Origin of the sequence: Staphylococcus sp. HMSC65H10 (genome assembly GCF_001839185.1) — a bacterium.
Taxonomy (GTDB): domain Bacteria; phylum Bacillota; class Bacilli; order Staphylococcales; family Staphylococcaceae; genus Staphylococcus; species Staphylococcus simulans.
This window is the reverse complement of sequence record NZ_KV840311.1, coordinates 1-22,737: the sequence shown is the minus strand read 5'-3', so window position 1 is coordinate 22,737 and position 22,737 is coordinate 1. Positions and strand designations below refer to the sequence as shown.

25 protein-coding genes are annotated in these 22,737 nt (G+C 33.5%); 4 read left to right on the top strand and 21 right to left on the bottom strand.

Going from position 1 to position 22,737, the window contains the following annotated elements; genetic code table 11:
- Positions 1-77: 77 nt before the first annotated feature.
- The 8 genes from HMPREF3270_RS02320 to buk form a co-directional block, all read right to left on the bottom strand.
- Positions 78-1,202 (bottom strand): M20/M25/M40 family metallo-hydrolase, encoded by a 1,125-nt coding sequence (locus HMPREF3270_RS02320; protein WP_070848355.1) that lies wholly within the window; start codon positions 1,200-1,202, stop codon positions 78-80.
- Positions 1,203-1,536: 334 nt separating this feature from the next.
- Positions 1,537-2,514 carry an aromatic acid exporter family protein gene (locus HMPREF3270_RS02315; protein WP_002481007.1) on the bottom strand — a complete coding sequence of 326 codons (978 nt, stop codon included), beginning with the start codon at positions 2,512-2,514 and terminating at the stop codon, positions 1,537-1,539.
- Between the two features lie 12 nt (positions 2,515-2,526).
- On the bottom strand, positions 2,527-2,964 hold the full coding sequence (gene brxB, locus HMPREF3270_RS02310) for a bacilliredoxin BrxB (RefSeq protein WP_002481008.1): 438 nt from the start codon (positions 2,962-2,964) through the stop codon (positions 2,527-2,529).
- Positions 2,965-3,060: 96 nt separating this feature from the next.
- Positions 3,061-4,365 (bottom strand): dihydrolipoamide acetyltransferase family protein, encoded by a 1,305-nt coding sequence (locus tag HMPREF3270_RS02305; RefSeq protein WP_070848356.1) that lies wholly within the window; start codon positions 4,363-4,365, stop codon positions 3,061-3,063.
- A 19-nt stretch (positions 4,366-4,384) separates the two neighbouring features.
- The gene (locus HMPREF3270_RS02300; RefSeq protein ID WP_023015167.1) at positions 4,385-5,368 is read right to left on the bottom strand and encodes an alpha-ketoacid dehydrogenase subunit beta; all 984 of its coding nucleotides are present in this window, start codon (positions 5,366-5,368) and stop codon (positions 4,385-4,387) included.
- Entirely contained in the window at positions 5,368-6,360 is a 993-nt protein-coding gene (locus HMPREF3270_RS02295) for a thiamine pyrophosphate-dependent dehydrogenase E1 component subunit alpha (RefSeq protein ID WP_070848357.1), read from the bottom strand. Before HMPREF3270_RS02295 ends, HMPREF3270_RS02300 begins: the two co-directional genes overlap by 1 nt.
- Positions 6,361-6,379: 19 nt before the next feature.
- Positions 6,380-7,804: a dihydrolipoyl dehydrogenase gene (gene lpdA / locus HMPREF3270_RS02290; protein WP_070848358.1), complete on the bottom strand. Its 1,425-nt coding sequence runs from the start codon at positions 7,802-7,804 to the stop codon at positions 6,380-6,382.
- Positions 7,805-7,814: 10 nt separating this feature from the next.
- Positions 7,815-8,873: a butyrate kinase gene (gene buk / locus HMPREF3270_RS02285; protein WP_070867155.1), complete on the bottom strand. Its 1,059-nt coding sequence runs from the start codon at positions 8,871-8,873 to the stop codon at positions 7,815-7,817.
- 344 nt (positions 8,874-9,217) lie between these two features.
- On the opposite strand from buk, the gene HMPREF3270_RS13885 reads away from it, so the two are divergent.
- Positions 9,218-9,367, top strand: a complete 150-nt coding sequence (locus HMPREF3270_RS13885) for a hypothetical protein (RefSeq protein ID WP_218117691.1) — start codon at positions 9,218-9,220, stop codon at positions 9,365-9,367.
- A gap of 547 nt (positions 9,368-9,914) precedes the next feature.
- Here HMPREF3270_RS13885 and HMPREF3270_RS02275 read toward each other — a convergent pair.
- The 12 genes from HMPREF3270_RS02275 to HMPREF3270_RS02220 all read right to left on the bottom strand — a co-directional run bounded on the left by HMPREF3270_RS02275 (position 9,915) and on the right by HMPREF3270_RS02220 (position 20,086).
- Positions 9,915-10,805 (bottom strand): phosphate acyltransferase, encoded by an 891-nt coding sequence (locus HMPREF3270_RS02275; RefSeq protein WP_002481015.1) that lies wholly within the window; start codon positions 10,803-10,805, stop codon positions 9,915-9,917.
- Between the two features lie 27 nt (positions 10,806-10,832).
- Positions 10,833-12,509 carry a DNA repair protein RecN gene (gene recN, locus HMPREF3270_RS02270; protein ID WP_057510479.1) on the bottom strand — a complete coding sequence of 559 codons (1,677 nt, stop codon included), beginning with the start codon at positions 12,507-12,509 and terminating at the stop codon, positions 10,833-10,835.
- A 14-nt stretch (positions 12,510-12,523) separates the two neighbouring features.
- Positions 12,524-12,976: a transcriptional regulator AhrC/ArgR gene (gene ahrC, locus HMPREF3270_RS02265; protein ID WP_002481017.1), complete on the bottom strand. Its 453-nt coding sequence runs from the start codon at positions 12,974-12,976 to the stop codon at positions 12,524-12,526.
- A 178-nt stretch (positions 12,977-13,154) separates the two neighbouring features.
- Positions 13,155-14,030, bottom strand: a complete 876-nt coding sequence (locus HMPREF3270_RS02260; RefSeq protein WP_031262522.1) for a polyprenyl synthetase family protein — start codon at positions 14,028-14,030, stop codon at positions 13,155-13,157.
- On the bottom strand, positions 14,023-14,256 hold the full coding sequence (locus HMPREF3270_RS02255) for an exodeoxyribonuclease VII small subunit (protein ID WP_002481019.1): 234 nt from the start codon (positions 14,254-14,256) through the stop codon (positions 14,023-14,025). The genes HMPREF3270_RS02260 and HMPREF3270_RS02255 overlap by 8 nt, the downstream gene beginning before the upstream one ends.
- A complete protein-coding gene (gene xseA / locus HMPREF3270_RS02250) occupies positions 14,249-15,589 on the bottom strand; it encodes an exodeoxyribonuclease VII large subunit (protein WP_057510478.1) in 1,341 nt (446 codons plus the stop codon). Before xseA ends, HMPREF3270_RS02255 begins: the two co-directional genes overlap by 8 nt.
- 15 nt (positions 15,590-15,604) lie before the next feature.
- Positions 15,605-15,994, bottom strand: a complete 390-nt coding sequence (nusB, locus tag HMPREF3270_RS02245) for a transcription antitermination factor NusB (RefSeq protein ID WP_002481021.1) — start codon at positions 15,992-15,994, stop codon at positions 15,605-15,607.
- Between the two features lie 20 nt (positions 15,995-16,014).
- The gene (locus tag HMPREF3270_RS02240) at positions 16,015-16,386 is read right to left on the bottom strand and encodes an Asp23/Gls24 family envelope stress response protein (protein WP_023015159.1); all 372 of its coding nucleotides are present in this window, start codon (positions 16,384-16,386) and stop codon (positions 16,015-16,017) included.
- A gap of 15 nt (positions 16,387-16,401) precedes the next feature.
- Entirely contained in the window at positions 16,402-17,754 is a 1,353-nt protein-coding gene (gene accC / locus HMPREF3270_RS02235; protein WP_070848361.1) for an acetyl-CoA carboxylase biotin carboxylase subunit, read from the bottom strand.
- A 2-nt stretch (positions 17,755-17,756) separates the two neighbouring features.
- Complete coding sequence (accB, locus tag HMPREF3270_RS02230) at positions 17,757-18,230, bottom strand: acetyl-CoA carboxylase biotin carboxyl carrier protein (RefSeq protein ID WP_002481024.1); 474 nt, start codon at positions 18,228-18,230, stop codon at positions 17,757-17,759.
- 212 nt (positions 18,231-18,442) lie between these two features.
- Positions 18,443-19,000 carry an elongation factor P gene (efp, locus tag HMPREF3270_RS02225; RefSeq protein WP_002481025.1) on the bottom strand — a complete coding sequence of 186 codons (558 nt, stop codon included), beginning with the start codon at positions 18,998-19,000 and terminating at the stop codon, positions 18,443-18,445.
- A gap of 27 nt (positions 19,001-19,027) precedes the next feature.
- The gene (locus tag HMPREF3270_RS02220) at positions 19,028-20,086 is read right to left on the bottom strand and encodes a M24 family metallopeptidase (RefSeq protein ID WP_057510476.1); all 1,059 of its coding nucleotides are present in this window, start codon (positions 20,084-20,086) and stop codon (positions 19,028-19,030) included.
- 244 nt (positions 20,087-20,330) lie between these two features.
- Here HMPREF3270_RS02220 and HMPREF3270_RS02215 point away from each other — a divergent pair, with 244 nt between their 5' ends.
- Positions 20,331-20,918: a hypothetical protein gene (locus HMPREF3270_RS02215; RefSeq protein WP_070848362.1), complete on the top strand. Its 588-nt coding sequence runs from the start codon at positions 20,331-20,333 to the stop codon at positions 20,916-20,918.
- Between the two features lie 26 nt (positions 20,919-20,944).
- The gene (locus HMPREF3270_RS14165) at positions 20,945-21,157 is read left to right on the top strand and encodes an SA1362 family protein (RefSeq protein WP_057510475.1); all 213 of its coding nucleotides are present in this window, start codon (positions 20,945-20,947) and stop codon (positions 21,155-21,157) included.
- Positions 21,158-21,206: 49 nt separating this feature from the next.
- On the opposite strand, the gene HMPREF3270_RS02205 is transcribed toward HMPREF3270_RS14165, so the two are convergent.
- Positions 21,207-22,037: a lipoate--protein ligase family protein gene (locus tag HMPREF3270_RS02205; RefSeq protein ID WP_070848363.1), complete on the bottom strand. Its 831-nt coding sequence runs from the start codon at positions 22,035-22,037 to the stop codon at positions 21,207-21,209.
- 224 nt (positions 22,038-22,261) lie between these two features.
- Here HMPREF3270_RS02205 and HMPREF3270_RS02200 point away from each other — a divergent pair, with 224 nt between their 5' ends.
- Entirely contained in the window at positions 22,262-22,648 is a 387-nt protein-coding gene (locus HMPREF3270_RS02200) for a rhodanese-like domain-containing protein (protein WP_002481030.1), read from the top strand.
- Positions 22,649-22,737 lie beyond the last annotated feature (89 nt).

Genomic DNA, 22,737 nt, shown 5'->3' with positions numbered 1-22,737 from the left:
CTTACCTCTCTTTGATAAAAATTTTCTATTTTATTGTATCACAATTAGCGTTCCTGCTCACTTATTCAAGCTTAAAATCAATCGCTGGTTAATTCTACAATTTTAAGTAGTTGTTCAGCTAATAAATTTAAAGATTGAATTTCCATTCTTTCTTCAGTTGTATGGATATTTTGATATCCGATACCAATAATCACAGTTGGAATACCTAATGCGTTGATAATATTACCATCAGAGCCGCCTCCGGCAACCACTGTATTTCCACTTAATCCTAAACTTTGTGCACTTTTTACTGCATATTGTGTCACTTTAGCATCTTCAGCTACTTTAAAACCTTGATAACTTTTACTTGTAAATACATCAGCACTGCAACCATAAGCTTCAGCAGTTTCTTCAAATACTTGTTTCATATGGTTGATTTGGGCTTCGATTTTGTTATTGTCATGTGATCTGGCTTCCGCATGTAATGTGACTTCGTCAGCGACTATATTCGTTGCTGAACCGCCAGTAAAACTACCGATATTGGCAGTTGTTTCATCATCGATTTTACCTAACTTCATTTTACTGACTGCTTTCGCCGCAACATTAATAGCACTTACACCTTTATCCGGTGTGCTGGCATGTGCTTTTTTACCATGAATTACTGCACTAAGTTTCATCTGTGTAGGTGCACCCAATACAGTTGTTCCAATTGGTGCACTAGCATCTACTGCGTATCCAAATTGTGCATCTAATAATTCAGGATTAAGCGCCTTAGCACCTAGTAAACCAGACTCTTCACCTACTGTGATAACAAATTGAATTTGGCCATGTGGGATTTGATTTTCTTTTAATACTTGAATTAATTCAAGTAAAGCAGCAATCCCTGCTTTGTCATCTGCGCCTAGTACAGTTGTACCATCTGAATAGATATATCCATCATCTTTGATGATAGGTTTAACGCCAATACCAGGTGCAACTGTATCCATATGACTTGTAAAATAAATTTTTTGGGTTTTATTGTGATTTTCTGTTGCCGCAAGTGTACAGATTAAGTTGTTTGCACCTAAATCAGGCTGCTCACCTGCATTATCTTCTTTTACTGTTAAACCTAAACTTTCAAATTTTTCTTTAAGAATTGGTTGAATGATTTCTTCATGACCTGTTTCTGAGTCGATTTGTACCAATTCTAAAAATGTTTCTAGTAAACGTTGTTCGTTAATCATGTTCTAACCCCTTCCTATACTATGTTTAGTGTATACGATTTATCTGCTTTGTAAAACATATATGTTCTAAAAAATAGGTTAAAATCATGATATAATAATTTGTAAGCGTCAAGTTGAAAACATAACCATATTGATTTAAAATAAAGTACTATATTTATAATTAAGAAGAAAGTTTATCTGGAGGAGAATAACGTGTTTAAAGGCAAAGTCTCAAAAGTTGTTATCATCGTTATGTTGGTAGCAGTAATCGTTGCACTGATATTATCAAGTTTAGCACCATTGATGCAGTAATAAAAAATGAGGATGATCTGTAAAAAAGATCACCCTCGTTTTTTTATATTTCATCGTATAATTTTAACGATCCAAAATGAGATTTAATTTGTAAATAACGTTCTAGTTCACTAACAATTTGTATTTCGTTTGCACGATTGATTAAGGCTTCTTTCGACTGAGGCAGAGATTGATCATAAAGATCAATATGTAAATCATAAAGTGAATACAGACGCATCGCAGTATAATCATTACTATTAACGTTCTTAGCTATTTCAGCAAACAAATTACCTAAACGGTGCATCATTTTATCTTCTGATTTTATATTCTTCAGCAGGTGTTCAATACGCTCTATTATTTCCAATTGTTCTTCTCTCATATCAAAATAATGATAATAAGAGTTTTCGTTACGAACAAAGTGATTTTTTACGTCTCTGAACGCATAAGATTTCGCTTTTTGGATTTCGAGTTCAATGTTTTTGAGTGGCACATCTACTGGATAATCTAAATCAAAACATGATTTACTGAATGTATTGAAAGTCTCAGTAAACTGTTTCTCTATTTTATGTTTATATTCTTTTAATTGTTTATCTAGACTTGGCATAATTAAGTTCATAATAAAAGCGATACCTAAGCCAACGATTAACAGTAAAACTTCATTGATAAATAAATGTAAATCAATAACTTTAGCATTAAAAACATGTAGCAATATAACGCAACTTGTAATAATACCTTCTTGTACCCCTAATACTACTGTTAAAGGTATAAAGAATAATACGATTAAACCTAATACAATTGCATTTTGACCAAGCAAACTAAAAACGATAGATCCTAATATCAATATAAGAATACAGGATACAAAACGAGAAACAATTGCTTGTAGGGAATGTACTTTTGTATGTTTAATACATAAAACAACTAAAATGGCACTTGAAGAAAAATTATCTAAACCAATTAATTTGGCAATAATTATTCCAAGTGCCATTCCTACAGCAGTCTTTATCGTTCTAAATCCTATTTTATAGGGATTAAAACGCATCATCTGCTTTACCTCTTATCGTTCTTCACAATATTTTTCGAATAAATTTTGAAGCTGTGTAATAACATCCATAATGTCATGGCCTTCTATTTGATGACGTTCAATCATTTCAGCAATTTTACCATCTTTAACTAACGCAAATGATGGACTCGAAGGAGCATAACCTTCAAAATAATCTCTCGCTTGTTGTGTCGCTTCTTTATCTTGTCCTGCAAAGACTGAAACTAAGCGATCAGGTAGTTTATCATAATGTAATGAATGTTCAGCAGCTGGACGTGCAATACCTCCGGCACAACCGCAAACTGAGTTAACCATAACAAGTGTAGTACCGTCTTGTTTTAATACAGCATCTACTTCTTCAGGCGTTGTAAGTTGTTCATAACCTGCTTTTTCTATCTCGTTACGTGCTTGTTCTACAACATCGTTCATATATAAATCGAAATTTAAATCCATATCGAAATCACCTTTCAGTTCTTAATAACGTTCTATTTTATTCTACTAATTAATTTAGTAATCTTCAACAGGATTAACTTTAACATTAAGAACAGTTTAATAAATATGCGTATGTTCGATTGTAAATTGTTCTACTCTATTTTTAATTGTGTTCATGAAACGACCAGCTTGTAAGCCATCTAAAATACGATGATCAATCGAAATACATAAGTTCACCATATTACGAATTGCAATCATATCATCAATCACAACTGGTTTTTTCACAATGGATTCTACTTGTAAAATCGCAGCTTGTGGGTGGTTAATAATGCCCATCGAAGAGACAGAACCGAATGTTCCAGTATTATTTACAGTAAAAGTTCCACCCTGTAAATCAGCTTGTGTTAATTTATTTTGACGTGCTTTTTGAGCTAATTCATTAACTTCGCGTGCAATTCCCTTAATTGATTTTTCATCTGCATTGTGGATGACTGGTGTATATAATTTATCCTCTACAGCTACTGCAATTGAGATATTGATATCCTTATGAACTTTAATTTCAGAGCCTTGCCAACTACTGTTTAACATTGGAAACTCTTTTAATGCTTCTGCAACTGCTTTAACAAAGAATGCGAAGAATGTTAAATTATAACCTTCTTTTGCCTTAAATTGCTTTTTATGATGATTTCTAGTTTTCACTAAGTTTGTTGCATCAGCTTCTACCATCATCCATGCATGAGGAATTTCTGAAACACTTTGAACCATATGTTTAGCAATCGCTTTACGCACACCATTCACAGGAACAGAATCAGCTGGAACAGTTGATTGTTCTGTAGATGCAGAAGGTTGGATACTTTCTTTTTCAGCAGGTTTATTTTGAATTGGTGTTGACCCAGCTTGAGTTGAGACAGCTTCTGGGTGAGCAATTACATATTCAATATCTTTTTTTGTCACACGACCTTCAAAGCCTGTCCCTTTAACTTGTGATAAATCAATTTGATGTTCAGAAGCTAGTTTAAATACAACAGGTGAATATCTACCATTATTTAGTGGTTTATCAGAGGTAGCGCTCTTAAAATTTTGTTTAGATTCAGTTTGGGATTCTGTTGATGTATTTTCATTTTCGGATTTTTCTGTAGTTGCTGTTGATTCTGGTTTTGAATCAGATTCTGAACTCTCATCTGATGAACCTTCAGCATCAATTTCACAAATTGGAGTCCCGACACTAATAGTTTCCCCAGCTTCAACTAGGATTTTGGTAATTGTACCAGCTTCAGTAGACGGTACTTCCGCTGTTACTTTATCTGTAATAACCTCACAAATAGGCTCGTATTCTTCAATAGTATCGCCGACTTCTACTAACCATTGTTCAATTGTACCTTCATGTACACTTTCTCCGAGTTTCGGCATTTTGATTTCCATTTGATAAGCCTCCTATAATTTAGAAACGTGCAAGTTCTAACATTTTTGCTTTGATTTTATCTGGATTCATCATGAATTCATCCTCTAATGGTGGCGAGAATGGCATAGATGGCACGTCTGGACCAGCAAGACGCATGATTGGAGCATCTAAATCAAACAAGCAATTTTCAGCGATGATTGCTGATACTTCTGACATAATGCTGCCTTCCAAATTATCTTCAGTTACAAGTAAAATCTTACCTGTACGTTTTGCACGTTCAATAATCGTTTCTTTGTCTAATGGATAAACTGTACGTAAGTCGACAACTTCTACATCTATACCTTCTTCTGCTAAAACATCTGCAGCTTGTAAGCTGTAATTAACACATAAACCATAAGTAAAGACTGTAATATCATTGCCTTCACGTTTTACATCCGCTTTACCTAGTGGGACTGTATAATATTCTTCAGGTACTTCCTCTTTAAGTAACCGATACGCTTTTTTATGTTCGAAATAAAGTACAGGATCATTTGATTCAACTGAAGCTAATAGCAGACCTTTCGCATCATATGGTGTAGATGGAATAACGATTGTTAATCCAGGTGTAGATGCAAAAACACTTTCTATACTTTGAGAATGATATAAAGCGCCATGTATACCTCCACCAAAAGGTGCACGAATAGTGATTGGTGAACTCCAATCATTATTTGAACGGTAACGCATTTTTGCAGCTTCACTCATAATTTGGTTAGTCGCTGGTAAAATATATTCAGCAAATTGAATTTCAGCAATTGGGCGCTTACCTAACATAGATGCTCCGATAGCTGTACCAACGATATTTGATTCGGCTAATGGTGTATCGATGACACGTTCAATTCCGAATTTTTCTTGTAAGCCTTGAGTAACACCAAATACGCCACCTTTTTTACCGACGTCTTCTCCTAATACAAATACATCAGGGTCTTTTTCCATAGCCTGATAAATTGCTTGTTTGATAGCTGCTAAATAAGTGAGTTTAGCCATTATTCAAGCCCTCCTTCTTCGTAAACAAATGTATATGTTTCACTTGGATCTGGATAAGGAGAAGCTTCTGCTTCTTTTGTTGCTTTGTTGACGATTGATTTATTTTCTTTTTCAATTTCGTCGAACCAAGCTTGATCCGCAATGCCTAAATTCATCAGATGTGCTTTAAATTTAATATTGCAATCTTGAGATTTTAAGCCTTCTCTAATTTCAGGACTACGATATTGGTCATCATCATCAGAAGAATGTGCAGTCATTCTAGTACACATTGCTTCTAATAAAGTAGAACCTTCGCCACTTAATGCTCTTTCGCGTGCTTCATGCATAGCTTTATACATTGCAATTGGATCATTTCCATCTACTCTTTCTCCGTGGATACCATATCCAAGCGCACGATCAGAAAGTTTTTCAGCAGCATATTGTAAGTGTGATGGGACTGAGATTGCATATTCATTGTTTTCAATCACACAAATAAATGGTAATTTTTGAACCCCAGCAAAGTTTAGTCCCTCATGGAAATCGCCTTGGTTAGATGTTCCTTCACCTAGTGTTGCCATAGCAATATTAGGTCTGCGATCCATTTTTAATGCTAAAGCTGCACCTACACCTTGTAATACTTGCGTGCCTACTGGTGAACTTTGTGATAAAATATCGACAGATTTTTTACTGTAATGTGAAGGCATTTGTTTACCTCCAGAGTTGATATCTCCTTTTTTACCAAAAGCTGACATCATTGTTTCAGCAGGTGTAATACCGAGATATGTGATTAATGCTAAATCACGATAATAAGGTGTTGAAACATCTCCTTTTTCCATCGCAAACGCCATACCGATTTGTGCTGCTTCTTGACCTTGGCAACTAATTACGAAAGGAATTTTGCCTGCACGGTTTAAGAGCCACATTCTTTCATCTAATTTGCGGCCAAGATCCATCCATTTATACATTTCTTTTAAATCATTTTCGGTCAGACCGGCAGATTTATAATCCATCATTTTCTATTTCCTCCTCATATTACGCATGAACAGAGCGTTTTGCTGCTTTAAGTCCAGCTTCCATTAGAACTTCTGAAAGTGAAGGATGTGCATGTGTTGTTAGTCCTAATTCAAGCGTAGATCCATTCATAAATTGTAGTAAAGCAACTTCGTTGATTAGTTCTGTTACATGTGGACCTATCATACTTAATCCTAATACAGAATCTGTTTCTTGGTCTACCACTACTTCACAAAAACCATCTTGTTGATTAGCATCTTCAATCACAGCTTTACCAATAGCTTTAAAAGGAACTTTAAAACTACGTGCTTTTTTATAATCTGCGGCTTTAGCTTGTTCTACATTCATGCCGATTGATGCGATTTCAGGATAAGTATAAACACATTTTGGAATTGCATTATAATCAACTGGAATTACTGAGTCTTCAAACATTGCTTCTACTGCAGTTGTCCCTTCTTTAGAACCAGCGTGTGCAAGTTGTAATTTACCGATGCAGTCTCCAGCTGCATAAATATGTTGTTCTTGGGTTTGTTGTTTGTTATTAACTTCAATAAAACCTTTTTCGTCTAAATTAATTTTTGTATTGTTTAAGCCGATATCCTCTGTATTTGGTTTGCGACCTACTGCTAATAAAATTTTATCTACTTGCAGTGTTTCATTTTCTAGTTTGATTTCAGCTGAATCATCACTAATTTGAATTTGGTCTTCAGATAATTGAACATTTTCACGAATCTGCACACCTCTATCATTCAGGTGTTTTTTTAATGTTTGTGTAACTGATTTATTTTCACTAGGTAAAATGCGTTCACCTGCTTCTATAACTGTTACATCAACACCAAAATCATTTAATAATGAAGCAAATTCCATACCAATAACACCGCCGCCAATAATAGCAATGGACTGAGGAAGCTCTGTCATTTTTAAAATGTCATTGCTTGAAAGTACAACTTGGTGATCAAATGATAAGAAAGGTAATTCCGCTGGTCTAGAACCTGTCGCGATCAGCACATAATCATTCGGAATAAGTTCAGATGTACCATCTTCGTATTCAACAGATATTGTACCTGGTTGAGGTGAAAAAATTGATGAACCCAGGATACGTCCAGTGCCGTTGTAGATATCGATATGATTGTGCTGCATTAAGTGCTTAACGCCAGTATACATTTGTTCAACAATATCATTTTTTCGTTCATATACTTTATTATAATTCAAATTAAATTGTTCTGTTTCAATACCATATGACGCGGCATGTTTAACTGTATGTAATACTTCAGCTGACTTTAACAAGGCTTTAGTCGGAATACATCCTTTATGCAGACATGTACCGCCGGGTAATTGATTTTCAACAATCGCGACTTTTTTGCCCAATTGAGATGCGCGGATGCCTGCGACATAACCTGCAGTGCCACCGCCTAGAATAACTAAATCATATTGTTCTTCTGCCATGATTGATCTCCTAACTATATATTTTTACTTCTTCGCGTAAATTAACTGCTTCATAAACTTGATTTGCAAGAGCTTCCATCTCTAACTCGCCTGGATATACACTAACAGGAGCAATCCATTCTACATATTCTTGAATTTTATCCGTGATGAGTTGACTGTGTGCAATTCCGCCTGTTAAAAGAATTTGATCGATATCGCCTTTAAAAATAACAGCCCTTTCGCCAATTGTCTTCGCAATTTGATAAATCATTGCATCTAAAATTAAACGAGTTGTTTTATTTACGCTATATTCATTCACTAACTGTTTCATGTTATTAGTAGAACATAAATTAACGAGTCCTGCTTTTTTGCTAATAAAGTGTTGAAGTGCTTCAGGTGAATACCCACGCTCAACTCCAAATTGATAAAGCATATCATTCGGAATTGTGCCAGCACGTTCTGGACTCATTGGACCTTCGCCGTATAAGCCTTCATTCACATCCACAACTTTACCTTGTAAATGCGCACCTACTGTAATACCTCCACCCATATGAACCACAATAACATTGACTTTGTTATAAGGCTTTTGAATGGACTTTGCATATTGACGTGCAACTGCCTTTTGATTTAAAGCATGAAAAACACTTCTACGCTTAATATCCTTTATACCTGTTATCCTTGCGATATCAATTAATTCATCAACAACTACAGGATCAACAATAAATACAGGTATATTTAGTATTTCTCCTAATTTATACCCTATAATCCCACTTAAATTGGAAGCATGTACACCATATTTGAAAGATCTTAAGTCTTCATACATTTTAGAATTCACTGTATATGTACCACCAGCTATGGGTTTAAGTAGACCGCCTCTACAAGCTATCGCATCGATACTTTGCATCCCTGGAGTCTTTTCTTTTATAAATGATTTTATGGAATCAATTCGATATGATTCTTGATCAAGTAAAGGCTTTTGTGAGATGTTCAAATCATGATGAATCGTTTCCATTGAAACACAATTTTCATCTTGATAAAAGCCTATTTTTGAAGAGGTACTACCTAAATTTATGACTAAAATATTGGTCATATATTTCACCTGCTTTATATTGCATTCATGATGCAGTATTCATGTTTTCTCAAAACTACCCTTTATATTTTACCTTAATCTAGTATTCAATTAAAAGTAATCCCCTATAAAAGTAATGACTTGTTACCCTCAAATAGTTATTTTGCAGTTTAAATCTCTAAAAACAAAATAAAAATACGACTTTCACGGACAAATGAAAATCGTACTTTTTAATTCATTAACCTTAAACGTTATAGAAACCTGAATATCACATAGTAGATTTGAATCTCATAATTTAATTTTGATACAAAAGATTAGTTATGACGAAAACTAATATGAGTCTGAAAATGATGGATAACATAACTATGGCTATTCCAACAATTGAGAAATTGAATAGATTAGTAGGTTTCATTATAGAAGAAAACACCCAAGTTCCTAACGGCATAAATAGTATTGCAACTGAAAATATAATCCCAAAAACTCTTTCTAAATATATGTCTTCAACATTTCTTTGAGTATATGAAAAAATTTGTATGTTAAACATTGTTAAAAATAAATTGAAAATTAATGGTATGAGTAGAATCACAAAATAGTTATGTAGTAATAAGTATACAATTGGGCAAACACTTAATGAGGTTCCTGAAATTCCTAATAAAGTCATCAATTTCTGAATTGGTAGATCTTTTTTGATATTCCTATTATTAATGCGCCAATTATTCCATCAAAAGCTTCAGCAGTTAAAAATGAAACATATAAACCTATTGCTATATCAGGAAATATTTGATTACTAAATGGCAGTAGTAAGTTATAAGCTGCAAGAAAAAAGTTTACAAGTACAGAAAGTACAACTATCAAAAAAATCTCTTCATGGTGCAATAAATATTTAAAATCTGAAATTAAATCGTTAAAAGGATTTATTTGAAATATCTTTGCTTTTAAGAAAAATCGTACTATATTCTGAGGAATTGATACTATTATTCATGAAAATAGGAACAGAAATGAATTTACTCATCCTGTTCCTATTTAGTAAAAAGTTAGATTTCAATGGAATTTTTCATATGTCTATTTTAATGTATGCAGTGCCAAAATAGCTGAATTAACTTTGTTTTGTATAGAATCTGCTCGAGACGTTAAAACAATCGGGAATTTCGATCCTAAAATTAAATTAGCCGTTTGGGCATTTGCAAAATAAGTTAATGATTTATAGAGTGTGTTGCCGACGTCAAGATGTGGAACAATCAACGCGTCAACATCACCAGCGATTTCAGATTCAATACCCTTTTCAATTGCACTTTCTTTATCAATCGCGTTATCAAAGGCGAATGGTCCTTCAACCTTTAAAAAATTATGTTGTTTAAAGTGTGCGGCAATTTCTGCAGCATCTACTGATGAAGGAATTTTGGTTGTGGGATGTTCTAATGATGATAATAATCCCACATTTAAACTTTTATAACCAATATTCTTCGCAAAGCTTTCAATATTTTCAATCATATGAATACGATCATCTATGCTAGGCTTTACATTTAAAGCAACGTCACTAATGATTAACATTTTGTGATATGAAGGAATATCGAAACATGATACATGATTTAAGAAACGTCGTTCATCCATAAATGACTTATGTTTTAGTACAAAAGATAAGATTTCTGATGATGGTAAGTTACCCTTCATTAAAACATGAGTTTGTTCTGAGTTTAAATCATCTGCACACTTCTTAAAGACATCCTCACGCTCGTGAAATGTTCGTAAGTGTATACGACTTAATAAGTCCCCTTCTATATTAAAAGAACGTATTAATTCAGTTGGATCTTTAGTACCGTAGAGCGTAACATGGCATTTTGTTTGTTTAAGCAATTGTACAATCGCAGCTATTGTTTTCTCGTCATTCGCAAATAAAACACCAATGTTACCTTGTAACTCTTTAGTATTAGAGATCAATGTTTCGAATTCCATAGTTAATCTCCCCTCATTTCAAATAGATTACAGCGCATGATTTTGCTCTATCATTTCTTTAGCATTTTCTCTTGTCAATTTCGTCACATTAGCACCAGAAATCATTCGTGCAACTTCATCTATACGATTTTCTCCAGTTAATTCTTCAACATGTGTTGTTGTTCTATCATCTTGTGATGCTTTGCTGATTAGTAAGTGATGATCACTCATAGATGCTACTTGTGGTAAGTGTGAGATACATATAACTTGAATATATTCAGAAATTGCACGCATTTTTTCAGCCATTTTTTGAGCTGCAATACCAGAAACACCAGAATCAACTTCATCAAATAGTATAGCAGTTTGACCTCTAGATTTAACAAAAATACTTTTTAAAGCTAACATGATACGAGATAATTCTCCGCCCGAAGCAATTTTAGCCAAGCTTTTAAGTGGTTCCCCTTTGTTAGGGCTGATTAATATTTCTATTTTTTCTATACCCTCTGCATTCGGTTCATCTAAAGGTTTGAATGAGATTTCGAGATTGGCATCTTTCATTTGTAAATTTTGAATTTCTTCTACAATATGATCTCTTAGTTCACGCGCCACTTTTCTTCTTTCTTTTGAAAGCATTTGACCTTCTTTATTTAATTGTTTTTGTAACTGAGTAATCTCTTCTTTTAAGTTTGCTGTACTTTGCTCATAATTTTCTATTTTGTTAATCTCATCATCTAGTTTAGCTTGATACTGAATTAAACTAGAAATATCTTTACCGTATTTTCTTTTAAGATTATTTAGTAAATTCATACGAGATTCTAGTTCATTTAAATACTGTTCATCAAATTCTGTATTTGATAATTCATCATACAACTCATGCTTAGCATCCTCTAACGTATAGTAAAATTGGTCGACTTGCTCTTTAAGTTCGGTGAACTTTTTAGGAATAATTTCATCAATGTTCGCAAGTTGCAGACTCAATTCATATAAACGATCCGGGATAGCTTGTTCATCTGTTAAAGTTGCATGTGCAGCATTTAAAGCCAAACTTAAATTTTCAGAATTCTGAATGCGTTTAATATCAGCTTCAAGTTGTTCAACTTCGCCTTCTTGTAAATTGGCTTCAGATAGTTCATCAGCTTGGAACTTCATTAGATCTAACCTTTGTAATAAAGCTTGATCAGCAGATTCCAACTCATCGAGTTCACGTGTTTTATCTTTAAAAGTTTGATACGTATTTTGATATTGTTTTAAAATATCATCATATTTGCCATCTGAATATGAATCAATCAGTTGAAGATGGTACTTTTGTTTTAACAGTGATTGTGTCTCGTGTTGACCATGGATATCAAGTAATTCTTGCATAATTAAACGTAAATCATGCAATGTTACTGTTTGGTTATTTACTTTGCACAAACTTTTACCTGAACTGAAGATCTCCCTTTTAACGATTAAGAAATCTTCATCAGCATCAACTTCTAATTCGTTCAAGGTTCTAATCACTTCGGGATTATTATCAATATCAAAGATACCTTCTATGGTTGCTTTTTTTTCGCCATGACGAACAAAATCTGAAGATGCACGCATGCCTATAAGTTGTCCAATAGCATCGATGATAATAGATTTCCCTGAACCTGTTTCACCGCTTAATACGGTTAATCCGTTTCCAAAGTTAATTTCTAATTCATCAATGATAGCAAACTGTTTAATTGTTAGTGTTTGTAACATGGCTTATCGCTTCCTTATAACAAATTAAAAATACGTGTTTTGATAGCATTTGCAGCATCCTCATCGTGACAAATGAGTAAGCAAGTATCATCACCACAAATAGTGCCGAGTACTTCATCCCAATCGATTTGGTCTAAGATAGCACCGATTGATTGAGCATTACCTGGAAGTGTTTTTAATACTAATAAATTACCTGTACCCTCAATATTTACAAAGGAATCCATTAAATAACGTCCAAGTTTCTCTAACGGATGGTATTTTCTATCATTTGGCAAACTATAAATATATTGACCTGTCGGGGCAGGTACTTTGATTAACTGTAATTCTTTAATATCTCGTGAAACCGTTGCTTGTGTCACATTCAGATCAAATGAATTTAAACGTTTTACTAATTCATCTTGAGTTTCAACCTGCTCAGTGGATATGATTTCTCTAATTTTTATGTGTCTTACTGATTTTTTAGCCACTTTTCTTACACCTCAAATTACGAATATTTATACATTCATAGTATCACATGTTCAAACAAAATGCTTTTATTTTCTTCTTATATCGCTTATTAATATCCAACAATAGTGCATATTTATAAAAGTTCATAAATAGAAATAAGCTAAGTCTAAATTGAATATTAGGACTCAGCTTATAATTTTAGTGATCACGTTTATAGAACAACTGTGTCAGACTTTCAAGCTCAGTTGTATCATATTGTTTATCAGATAATTGTTTCAAACATTGGTTCGCTTGCTCAACGTGATATTGAAGTCGTTGTTCTGTTTTTTCTAGACCAAGTAAAGTCACATAAGTGCTTTTATGATTTTTCTCATCGCTGCCAACAGGCTTACCTAATTTTTCAGCATCTCCATAGACATCGAGTAAATCATCTTTAATTTGGAAAATTAAACCTAAATGTTCACTATACTTATCAAGAATCTCGGATACTTCAGTATCAACTTTTGCGATTGTTGCTGCGGCATTGATTGCGAAAGACAGTAAAGCACCGGTTTTTTCACGATGGATTTGTTGTAAAGTCTCTAAAGATATTTTTTTATTTTCACTTTCCATATCTAATGTTTGTCCGCCAATCATACCTAAATGACCACTCGCATCAGAAAGTTGGGATGTTAAAGCTACTTTAGTTTCAGCATCAATTGCATTATCTGTGCTTATTAAGTTAAAAGCTTTTGTTAATAACGCATCCCCAGCTAATAATGCTTTCCACTCACCGTATACTTTATGATTTGTTAATTTGCCTCTACGATAATCGTCATCATCCATAGCAGGCAAATCATCATGTATGAGCGAGTATGTGTGCACCATTTCTAACGCTAATGCGGTACGAATACCCTTAGTGTAAGTATGGTTTTTAGACAGCATTTTTAAAGTTTCTAATAATAGGACTGGTCGTATACGTTTTCCTCCAGCTTCAAGAGAATAACGCATACTTTCTTCTAAATTAGTGCCGAGAGCTGAATCAGGAATTGTTTCTAGTAATTGTTGGTTGATTAGTTCAATCATTTTATTCATTTTCATTCTCAGCTGATGTCTCAGCTTGTTCTCCATCATTAGATTTCATGAGTTCATTTACTTTCTTTTCAGCATTTTTCAATGTTTCATCACAAGATGCTGAAAGCTTCATTCCTCTTTGATATAAGTCTAATGCTTCTTCCAAAGAAACTGTTTCATTATCTAATTTTTTTACGATGTTTTCTAACTCTTCCATCATATTTTCGAAACTTTGCTCATTACTCATCTTTATTGCACCTAACTTTCTTAACTATTGCATCAACTTCGCCATCTTTCATGGTTAAACTGATGTGGTCATTAGTTTTTAATGATTGCGTACTTGTAATAACTTGTTCATCTTTATTGACAATCGTGTAACCGCGCAACATTGTATTGGTTGGACTTAAATTATTTAAATTTTCTAATCGCTGTGCCAACATCGTTTTAGCATTACTCAAAATATTATTTATTGATTTGTTTAATACCTTATCAAGTTGAGATTTGTTTAAAATAGCTTGTTGCGTATGTTGTTTTAAATCTCTAACGTTTATGCGACTGTTTAGCAAATCAATACGTTGTCGTAAATGAGTCAAATGATTAGTCATCGCAAGACTTAGTTGTTTTTCTAATTCATCTCGTCGTTGGATTTGTTGATCATACAACAACGATGGCTGTTTAAATTTATAATAAGAAGCTACATGTTCTAAATGTTTTTTCTTATTATTAATTAATTGGACGATGTGTCTGGATAGACTTAACTCTATTTGTTTGATGTATTGTGTCAGCTCAACTTGATCAGGTGTTGCAATGACAGCAGCTTGAGTTGGTGTAGCAGCCCTTACATCAGCTACAAAATCGCTTAATGTGAAATCTGTTTCGTGACCTACTGCTGAGATAACAGGAGTTTGTGTATTAAAGATTGCTCGTACTACATCTTCTTCATTGAAATTCCATAAATCCTCAATAGATCCTCCACCACGTCCTAAAATGATGACATCTGCACCAAGAGTATCAGCATATTGTAATTTTTCTACAATATCATTTTTAGCTTGTTCGCCTTGAACTAATGTACTAATTTGAATTTGTTCTACTAATGGAAATCGACTGTTTATTGTAGAGTGAATATCTCGTATTGCTGCACCTGTACTCGCGGTAAGCACTGCAATTTTTTTAGGGAACTTAGGAATCGGCTTTTTGTGGCTCATATCAAATAAACCTTGCTTAGTTAAGGCCTTTTTAAGTTCTTCTAGACGTTGATATAAGTTGCCAATTCCGTCTAAATGCATTTTATTTACATAAATTTGATAATTCCCACGTCTTTCGTAAACACTTACGCGTGCTTCTATTAAAACTTCATCACCTTCTTTGGGTGTGAAATCTAGTTTATTAGCTTGTGCTTTAAACATCATAGCGTTTACGACGCTATTATTATCTTTTAAATTAAAATATAAGTGACCGCTACTATGACGTTTAAAGTTTGATAATTCACCTTTTAATAAAACCGATTGCAGATGCGGATCTTGGTCGAATTTATATTTGATATATTTAGTTAAGGCTGTAACGCTTAAATAATCGGACATACTTATCACTCTATCCTATTGATTTAAATTACTTAATACACCGTTGATAAAACGATAATGGTCTTCGTCACTAAATTGTTTAGCAAGTTCAACAGCTTCGTTAATAACCACTTTTGGTGGTGTATCACTATGCTCTAGTTCAAAAGCTGCAATTCTTAAAATGATACGGTCTGATTTCAATAAACGAGAGATTTTCCAATCTTTTAAATTCTCTTGGATTTTTTGATCGAGTACAGGTTCATGATCTTTTACGCCTGATACTAACCAATGAATAAAATCGAATTCTAAATCTGGGTAATCATCTTTAATAAAATTAATGGCTTCATCTATAGATAAATCTGTATTCTTCATTTCAAGTTGAAACAGTGCTTGAAATGCTTGGCTTCTTGATTCTTTACGACTCATTGAGCGTGCTCCTTTGTTACTTATTTCTTGTTATTTTCAACTTCAATATGCGTAATATGAACGTTGACTTGTTTAGGAACTATAGTTGTCATATTGCTGAGGGAATTGAAAATTGTTTGTTGAATTTTCAATGCTGTTTGAGAGATGTTGATACCATACTTAAACTCACAGAATACATCTATATAAATTCCATCTTCTTTTGTTTCAAGTTTAATACCTTTAGTTAAATTTTTACGATTCAACTTTTCAGGTGAAGCATTTTTAATTTCAGCAAAGTGTCCAGTTAATCCATCTATTTCAGATGTTGCAATACTTGCAATTGAGATTAGTACTTCTGGAGAAATTTCTACTCTGCCTAAATGTGCATGTGTATCTTCGGATACTTTAACCATGTGAATGCCTCCTTCTTAATTTTCTTTCATAATATCATTTTGCTCTAAGAATTTAGTGCTATATTGTCCACTATTGAAAATTTCGTTTTCTAATAAACGAATATGGAATGGTATTGTAGTGTCTATGCCTAATACTAAGAACTCGCTTAAAGCACGTAGACCTGCCATAATTGTTTCTTCACGTGTAGGTTCATGCACAATTAATTTAGCAACCATAGAATCGTAATAAGGTGGAATAGTATAGTTTGTGTAACAAGCTGATTCTATTCTTACTCCGTAACCGCCTGGTGCTAAATATTGTGTGATTTTACCTGGTGATGGCATAAAGTTTTTATAAGGGTTTTCAGCGTTAATACGAAATTCCATTGCATGACCATTGATTTTAATATCATCTTGAGTGAAAGGCAATGGCTCACCCATAGCAACTAATAATTGTAATTTGACTAAATCAATCCCGGTTACCATTTCTGTAACAGGGTGTTCAACTTGAATCCTAGTATTCATCTCCATGAAGTAATATTCATCAGTATCTAAGTCATAAATATATTCAATTGTACCTGCATTTTCATAGTTTACTGCTTTAGCAGCTCTGATAGATGCTTGACCCATTTCATGTCTTTTTTCAGGAGTTAATATAGGTGACGGTGCTTCTTCGACAAGTTTTTGCATTCTTCGTTGAATTGTACAGTCACGTTCTCCTAACTGAATCACATTACCAAACTGGTCACCAATAATTTGGAATTCGATATGACGGAAATTCTCAATGAATTTTTCAAGATAAAGTCCGCCATTACCAAAGGCAGTTTCTGCTTCTTGTTGTGTCATTTTGTAGCCATTTTCTAATTCTTTTTCATCTCTAGCTACACGAATACCTTTACCACCACCGCCTGCAGTAGCTTTAATGATAACGGGATAACCGATTTCTTCCGCTGTTTTCTTAGCGTCTTCGATTGAATCTACTAGTCCGTCACTACCTGGAACAACTGGTACGTTTGCGTTAATCATTTCATCTTTGGCTACGTCTTTGATCCCCATCTTTTGAATAGATTCGTAACTTGGACCAACAAACTTAAGTTGACACGCTTCGCATAATTCTGCAAAATCCCCATTTTCTGCTAAGAATCCATACCCAGGATGAACTGCATCGCATCCAGTAGAAGTAGCAATAGATAAGATATTTGGAATGTTTAAATATGAATCTTTAGATTGTGTAGGACCCACACAGTACGCTTCATCAGCAATTTGAGTATGTAGTGCTTCTTTATCCCCTTCAGAATAAATTGCAACTGTGTGTAACCCTAAGTCTTTACACGCTCTGATGATTCTAACGGCAATTTCACCGCGATTGGCAATTAAAACTTTTTTCATAATTATTTCACCTTAAATAACGGTTGGCCATACTCTACCATTTGTCCGTCTTCAACTAAGATTTCAGTAATTTCCCCAGAAACTTCTGCTTGAATCTCATTAAATAACTTCATAGCTTCTAAAATACATACTGTTGAATCGTTTGATACAGTATCCCCAACTTTTACATAAGCTTCTTCTTCTGGTGATGGTGATTTATAGAATGTTCCTACCATTGGTGCGTTAATTGTTTTCCCCTGATCAGCTTCTGAATTTGCAGCAGAAGAAGCTTCGCTGACAGCTGAATCATTTTGAACAGGTGCTGGCGCAGCTGCTTGTGCAGGGAAAGCTTGTTGAGAAATTTGTGGTGTAATGATTTCTCTTTCTTTCTCTTTCTTTAAATTAATGATACTTCCCTTGTTATCTTCTATATTAATTTCAGTAAGATTTGAATTATCTAGTATTTCAATTAATTCCTTGATTTCTTTAAAATTCATAGTACTGCTCCTTCAGATTGTTTTTACTCTTCTTGTATATTTTACTTGACTGAAATTATCAATTCAAGCATATCACTGTAACTTTAAACTTTCTCATCGTGTAATTTAACGATAATAAAATAAAAGAACCCCTTTCATTCATCGAATCCATCAGCATAAAATTGCTGATAATCATTAATGGATAGGATGTCAGAAAAGGGGTGATTTAAAATTTAGGCTCTTGAAACGTAACTGCCGTCGCCAGTGTTGATTACGAGAACGTCTCCTTCGTTAACGAATAGAGGTACGTTAAGCGTATATCCAGTCTCTACTGTAGCTGATTTAGTTGCACCAGTTGCAGTATCACCTTTAATACCAGGCTCAGTTTCTGTTACAGTAAGCTCAACAGTTTTTGGTAATTCTACACCAATCGTTTCGCCTTCATAAGTTTGGATTTGAACTTCCATGTTTGCTTTCAAGTATTTTAATGCTTCTTCTAAATAATCTCCAGGCAATTCAGTTTGTTCAAATGTTTGATTGTCCATAAATACATGAGTGTCACCATCTGCATATAAATATTGCATACGGTGGTTTTCAATCATTGCTTGTTCTACTTTTTCACCTGCGCGGAATGTTTTTTCTTGAATTGCGCCAGTTCTTAAGTTTCTTAATTTAGAGCGAACAAATGCTGAACCTTTACCTGGTTTTACATGTTGGAAATCAATAACTTTCCAAATACCATTATCAACAGATATTGTTAAACCTGTTTTAAAATCATTAACCGAAATCATTCAGTTTCCTCCTCATATACGCTTTCATTATAAAATAATAAGGTCTTTTGTGCATTTAGTAAAGACTTCATTACCATTTTCTGTGATTAAGATGTCATCTTCTATTCTGATGCCACCCAGTCCCTCTATATAGATACCCGGTTCTACCGTTACGCAATTATTTGGGACTAATACATAATCAGATTGTTTTGCAAGCATTGGTTGTTCATGAATTTCTAAACCAATACCATGACCTGTTGAATGTCCGAAATTATCTCCATAACCGTAACTTGCGATAATATCACGTGCGATAGCATCTGCCTCTTTACCTGTCATTCCTGCTTTAATTTGTGCGACTGCAGCTTTCTGTGCTTCTAATACAATATTATAAGCTTCTACTAGTTTAGGATCTGGTTGGCCAATTGCAAAAGTACGTGTGATATCAGATACATAACCATTATAATATGCACCAAAATCTAAAGTGATCAACTCACCTTCTTCAATCACTTTATCGCTTGCTACACCGTGTGGTAAAGCACCTCGATATCCTGAAGCAACAATCGTGTCAAATGAAGGGCCGCTTGCTCCTAATTTTAACATTTTACTTTCTAATTCAGCTTTTAATTCTTGTTCAGTCATTCCTGCTTTTGCGATACTTAAAATATGCTCATACGTTTTGTCTACAATATCTGCAGCTTTTTGAATCGTATCAATTTCTGATTGATCTTTAATAGCTCTGATATCTTCAATTACATTACCGACACTTTGATATTCAACGTCTGAATCATTTAATTGTTGGAATGTATCATAGCTTACGATGTGCCCTTCAAATCCTGCATATTTCACTTGGTTTTGTTCGAGAACATCTTTAACTTCGTCAATTAAACCTGCAGAACGATTCACAATTTCAAATTCAGAAGCTTGATTTGTAGCTTGATCGATATAACGGAAATCCGTGATCAAGATGCGACGCTCAGGTGTAATTACTAATGCACCGCTCGTACCAGTAAAACCTGATAAATAACGGCGGTTGTAATCAGATAATACAACTAACGCATCTAGATTTTTTTCTGAAATAATTTGATTTACTTTTTCAATTCTAGACATACATACTCCTCCTATGTCATTCTTAATCATGTAATTTTATGGAGCTGTGATAGTGACTATATCACTTTTATTATAACCAAAGTTTATCACAAAGCGCATAGAACTATAAGCTTTTATACCTTATATCAAAGAAGAATTCCCAAAATGTATAAGAAAATTAAAGTGCAAACTGAAATATAAGAATCTGAGAACTAAATATGATAAAATATTGCTATAATATTTGCTTTTGAATTAGGAGAAGGTTATGAAAAAGAAATTTATTTCGATTATTGGAGCAACGATTTTACTAGCGGGCTGCGGGAGTCAAAACTTAGGTCCACTTGAACAAAAAACTACTAAATTAAGAGATGATAATCATCAATTAAAATTAGAAAACCAAGAACTAGAGCAAAGTATCAGTGATTTAAAAGATAAAGAAAAACAACTCGGCGCTGATAAAAAGAATACTAAAGAAGCAGCACAAAATAGCATGAAAACCAAAAATGCTAACGCGACATCAGATTACTATCAAAAAGTGACTGATACATTAAAGGATTATCACAAAATTGAAAGTGATGTCCAAAAGAATAAACGAAAAGAAGCTGTGGTCAGCAAACTCGATAAAATAGTCACTGATTTACAAAGTGCACATGATAAATACAAAATCGATCTTGAAAAAAATAGTATGTCTGATAAAGATAAATCTGATAATAAAAACATTGAAGAACTTAATAATAAGTTGGTCAGTGCATTTAAAACTATCAGAGATGGTTACTCTACAAAAAGTGATAAGAAAATAAAACAAGGCCAACAAGAATTAGCACAAATTAAAGTTAGTAAAACTAATTCATAAAGCAAGAAGTATTGAAAGGTGAAAACATGCGTAAAGTATTATTTTATCTCATATTATTAATTGCGCTTATCGGGTTAATATTGAACTTAGATTCAATATTATTTTCCCTTGTAAGAACGATAATTAGCTTAGCTATTATCGCAGGTATTGCTTACTTACTGTATTTCTTCTTCTTTTTAACAAAAGATCAAAGAAAATATAAAATAGCAAAATGGAAATATAGAAACCGTCGTAAATAAAAATAAAATCCCCTGACCGCCGTTTAAATAGAGGTTCAGGGGATTTTACTTATTTTCTATAAGTCCACTCTTCAGATTTGTATTTTTCTGCAAGTTCTTTTACTTCAGCTTGTTGTTCTTTAGTAAGTTCTAATGGTTTAAAATTAATATTCAACCCTTTTTGGAATCCTTTTTCAAATGCTACTTCCATTTCTTCAATCGAAATTGTTTTATCCGAAATATCATTTATCGCAACAGCTTTATCTACAAAAGCTTGCTTCATTTTATCTTTTAAGCGGTCATTTTTAAAGATAAACATATCAAATAAGTCATCAATATCAATATCTTTTAAAATAGAACCATGTTGAAGAATAACGCCTTTTTGTCTAGTTTGTGCGCTACCTGCAATTTTTCTTCCTTCTACGACGAGTTCATACCAGCTTGGAGCATCAAAGCAAACAGAACTTCTTGGTTGTTTCAATTTTTCTCTTTCTTCTTTACTTTTAGGAACAGCAAAATAAGCGTCGAAGCCTAATAACTTAAATCCCTCTAATAAACCTTGTGAAATGACTCTGTATGCTTCTGTAACTGTTTTAGGCATATTAGGATGAGACTCAGGAACGATTACGCTATATGTTAGTTCTTTATCGTGTAACACGCCTCTTCCACCTGTTTGTCGCCTTACTAAGCCATAGCCTTTTTCTCTGACCTTTTCAATATCAATTTCTTTCTTTAATCTTTGGAAATAACCAATAGAAAGCGTTGCTGGATCCCATGTATAAAATCTGATGACAGGATCGATTTCACCTCTGGATACAAAGTTTAATAAAGCTTCATCCATAGCCATATTATAAAATGGGTCATGACTGCCCGAATTAATAAAATTCCATGTTTCTGTCAATTTTAAAATCTCCAATCACCTTGTATTTAACTATATGTATGTATATTACCATACATACAGCATATTTGATTAATATTCATGGCTGGATTTTCTTCAGTAAATATTAAATCTGATTTGCATTTTTGTACAAAATGAAATCTCGGTTCATTTCTGAGAAAAACTTTTTGATAAATGAGTGAAACAGTCTTATAATTGTAGTATCGGTAAATATAGGAGGAAGCAAGATGAATAGCTTTTGGATAATCATTTTAGCTGTTTTAGTTATTATTGCTGTATATATGTTAATCCAATTTTTCATCAATAAAAGAGCTGTAACAGAATTAGATCAAGAAGAATTCCATAAAGGTTTACGTAAAGCTCAAGTGATTGATGTAAGAGAAAAAGTTGACTATGATTATGGCCATATTATTGGTGCCAGAAACATTCCTATGACGCTTTTTAGTCAACGATTTAAAGGTCTACGAAAGGATCAGCCTATTTATTTATGCGATGCCAATGGTGTAGCAAGTTATAGAGCAGCGCGTATTTTAAGAAAAAATGGATATAGAGATATCTACATGCTTAAAGGCGGTTACAAAAAATGGACCGGGAAAGTTAAATCAAAAAAATAGCATTATAATTAAAATGTAGCAGCGATGAATTGTCATTGCTGCTTTTTTCATGAAGAAAGGGGTCGGGACATAAATGTTCTGACTTCTAA